Genomic DNA, 3,695 nt, shown 5'->3' on the forward strand with positions numbered 1-3,695 from the left:
ATCGACGCGGTGGTGGTGGCCGATGGCGAGGGGCGCATCCTCGATTTCAACCCGGCGGCCGAGGCGATCTTCGGGTTTCGCCGCGACGAGGTCATCGGCCGGTGCATGGACGGGATGATCGTGCCCGAAAGTGTCCGCCTCCGCCTTCAGGCCGGGATGGAACGGTTCCGTGAAACCGGCGAGTTGCGGCTTTTCGCCGGTGGCCGGGTCGAGATGGAGGCGCGGCGCAAGACTGGCGAGGTATTCCCGGCCGAGATCTCGGTCAGCATTTCGGGGTGCGCGGCGGCGGATGCCGAGGTTTTCGAGCTCGATGCGCTTCTGGCCGAAACGGTCGCGACGCATGGCTCGCTCGGCGCGGCGGGCGACAATCGGCTGGTGCTGGAAACCGGGGACGGGCTGGGCCATGTGACAGGCGATCCGCGGCGGCTGCGCCAGATCCTTGTCAACCTGATCGGCGACGCGCTGAAATTCACCTGCGGCGGCACGGTAACGTTGGCCGTTGCGCGCGTCGGCATGACCGATGGGGTCGAGATAGCCGTGCGTGATGCCGGGATCGGGATTTCGCCCGGGGATCTTGGGCGCATCTTTGACGAGTTCTTCACCGCCGATCCGACCTATGGCCGCCGCGTGGGCGGCACCGGGCTGGGGCTGGCGATCACCACGCGGCTTGTCCGGCTGCTGGGCGGTGTGATCGCGGTCGACAGCATGCCGGGCGTTGGCAGCACCTTTGCCGTGCGGCTGTCGCTTGCCGCCCGGCCCACACCCGGCGCCTTGCCCGCCGCAGCGTCCGACGCCGAGGGTCTCGCCGCCGACCCCCTGCGCATCCTTCTGGTCGAGGACAATCGCGCGAACCGGCGCGTCGCGCGGGCGATGTTGGAAGGTCTTGGCCATGACGTGACCGAGGCCGCGGACGGTATCGAAGGCGTCGAGATGGCCTTTGCGAGTGCCTATGACGTGATCCTGATGGATGTCAGCATGCCCCGGCTCGACGGGGTCGAGGCGACCCGCCGGATCCGGCTGGGCGGTCGGTCGCGCGTCGCCATCTGGCCGCGCTTCTGGCCCAGCGGGTGCCCGGTTCGGACGCGGCCGGCTGTGCTGCGGAATAGTCGTGACCGGGATCCCGCTTGCGCCGCCCCCCGATCCGGCTAGCTTTGCGGCAAACGGAGGCTCCATGACCAATTCCCTGCTCGCGCCGCGCGCCGCGCCCTTTGACCTGCCCGATTTCGCCGCCGTCACGGATGCGGAGTTTGCCCCCGCCTTCGATGCCGCGCTGGCCGAGGCGCGGGCCGAAATCGACGCCATCGCCGCCAATCCCGCACCGCCCGATTTCGCCAACACCATCGAGGCGCTGGAACTGTCCGGGCGCACGCTGTCCGACGTGCTGTCGGTGTTCTTCCTGTTCGCCTCGGTCGATTCCACGCCCGAGCGCGAGGCGCTGCAACGCGCGTTTTCGCCGAAACTCGCCGAGTTCTCGTCCGATGTCGTTCTGAACGCCGCCCTTTTCGCGCGGATCGACGCGCTTTGGCAGGGGCGTGCGGTGCTGGATCTGACCCCCGAACAGACCCGCCTGCTTGAAGTCAAGCACCGCGATTTCATCCGCGCGGGCGCGGCGCTGGCCGAGGACGGGCGCGCGCGGTTGCGGGCGATCAACACGCGGCTGGCCGAGCTTGGCACCGCGTTTGCCCAGAACCTGCTGGCCGACGAACGCGACTGGAAGATGCCGCTGGCCGAAACCGATCTGGACGGGCTGCCCGGCTTCGTGATCGAGGCCGCCCGCGCCGCCGGGGCCGAGCGGGGCGCTGCAGGGCCGGTGGTGACGCTGTCGCGCTCGCTGATCGTGCCCTTCCTGCAATTCTCTTCCCGCCGCGACCTGCGCGAACGGGCCTGGCGGGCCTGGGTGACGCGCGGCGCGCGCGGTGGCGCGACCGACAACCGTGCCATCGTGGCCGAGACGCTGGCGCTGCGGGCCGAACGCGCGGCGCTGCTGGGCTTTGACAGTTTCGCCGCCGGCAAGCTGGAAACCGAAATGGCCAAGACCCCGCAAGCGGTGCGCGATCTGCTGATGGCGGTCTGGACCCCGGCACGGGCCCGGGCCGAGGCCGATGCGGCCATTCTGGAGGCGATGCTGACCCAAGACGGCCATCCCGCACCGCTGGAGCCCTGGGACTGGCGCTACTATGCCGAGAAACGGCGCATGGCCGAGCATGAACTGGACGAGGCCGAGTTGAAACCCTTCCTGCAACTGGACCGGATGATCGAGGCGGCCTTCGACTGTGCGCACAGGCTTTTCGGGCTGGAGTTCACGCCGCTTGATGTGACGCTGCACCATCCCGACGCCCGCGCCTGGGAGGTCACGCGCGAGGGCCGTCATATGGCGGTCTTCATCGGCGATTACTTCGCCCGGCCCGGCAAGCGCTCGGGCGCCTGGTGCACCGCGCTGCGCGCCCAGCAGAAGCTGGCGGGCGAGATCCGGCCGCATGTGTTGAACGTGTGCAATTTCTCAAGACCGGCCGAGGGGCGGCCTGCGCTTCTGTCCTGGGACGACGCGCGCACGCTGTTCCACGAGTTCGGCCATGCGCTGCACCAGATGCTGAGCGATGTGACCCATGAAAGCCTGTCGGGCACATCGGTCGCGCGCGATTTCGTTGAACTGCCCAGCCAACTTTACGAGCATTGGCTTGAGGTGCCCGAGGTGCTGGAACGCTTTGCTACCCATGCCGAGACCGGCGCGCCGATGCCCGCCGACATGCTGACCGGCCTGCTGGGGGCGGCGAAGTTCGACATGGGGTTCCAGACGGTCGAGTTCATCGCCTCGGCGCTGGTCGATCTGGATTTCCACGAAGGTCCGCCGCCCGCCGACCCGATCCAGCGCGAGGCCGAGGTGTTGCAGGCGATCGGCATGCCGCGGGCCATCGGGATGCGCCACGCGACGCCGCATTTCGCCCATGTCTTCTCGGGCGGGGGTTATGCTGCGGGCTATTATTCCTACATGTGGTCCGAGGTGATGGATGCCGACGCCTTTGCGGCCTTTGAAGAGGCGGGCGACCCGTTCGACCCCGAAACCGCCCGCGCGCTGGAGGCGCATATCCTCTCGGCCGGGGGCACGGCCGAAGCGGACGCGCTTTACGTTGCCTTCCGTGGCCGCCTGCCGGGGATCGACGCGCTCCTGAAGGGGCGGGGGCTGGACGCGGCGGCCTGAGGGGGCGCGCCCAGGGATCGCCCCAGAACCGGCGGCGCTCCTGCCACATCCTTTCGCCGATCATGCAGTCATAGCCTGCCACCCGGGTCAGGTGTTCCGGCTCGGGCGGTGGCAGAGCGGCGATCTCGCGCATCAGCTTGCGGCGGACGGAATCAGTGAATTCGGCCCGGTCCTGCACCGGCTGCACAAAGGCGCCCGACCCGCCGATCACACAGTTCTCGTAATAGAGCGGCTCAGGCTTTCTCTGAATCGAAAGAGGATTCCCATACGGTGCGTTGTGTGATTCAGAATTCATACTGGTGAAGGAGGCCAGCATGGATGACGAAACCGTATTCAGACGATCTTCGGGAGCGTGTTGTCGCAGCGATGCAAACCGGATCGAGCTGCCGTAGCGTTGCCGCGCAGTTCGGGGTTGCGCCGTCGAGCGTGGTGAAATGGGCGCAACGCGCAGCAAAGACCGGGTCGGTGAGCCCGGCGCAGATGGGCGGCTATCGGC

3 protein-coding genes and 1 pseudogene are annotated in these 3,695 nt (G+C 68.1%); 3 read left to right on the forward strand and 1 reads right to left on the reverse strand.

Going from position 1 to position 3,695, the window contains the following annotated elements; all coding sequences use genetic code 11:
- Positions 1-1,149: ATP-binding protein (locus tag ENN83_RS01620; protein WP_287183303.1), on the forward strand; the 1,149-nt coding region annotated here is incomplete at its 5' end.
- A gap of 22 nt (positions 1,150-1,171) precedes the next feature.
- The gene (locus ENN83_RS01625) at positions 1,172-3,199 is read left to right on the forward strand and encodes a M3 family metallopeptidase (protein ID WP_287183305.1); all 2,028 of its coding nucleotides are present in this window, start codon (positions 1,172-1,174) and stop codon (positions 3,197-3,199) included.
- Between the two features lie 127 nt (positions 3,200-3,326).
- On the opposite strand, the pseudogene ENN83_RS01630 reads toward ENN83_RS01625, so the two are convergent.
- Positions 3,327-3,515: pseudogene (locus ENN83_RS01630) on the reverse strand (DUF1194 domain-containing protein); the annotation flags it as partial.
- Between the two features lie 2 nt (positions 3,516-3,517).
- Between ENN83_RS01630 and ENN83_RS01635 the strand changes: the two are divergent.
- Positions 3,518-3,695: transposase (locus ENN83_RS01635; RefSeq protein ID WP_287183306.1), on the forward strand; the 178-nt coding region annotated here is incomplete at its 3' end.

It is taken from the genome of Rhodovulum sp., assembly GCF_011048875.1.
Taxonomy (GTDB): Bacteria; Pseudomonadota; Alphaproteobacteria; order Rhodobacterales; family Rhodobacteraceae; genus Rhodovulum; species Rhodovulum tesquicola.

Coding starts and splice junctions, on each gene's coding strand:
- ENN83_RS01625 (WP_287183305.1), top strand. CDS start 1,172: ATGACCAATTCCCTGCTCGCGCCGCGCGCCGCGCCCTTTGACCTGCCC.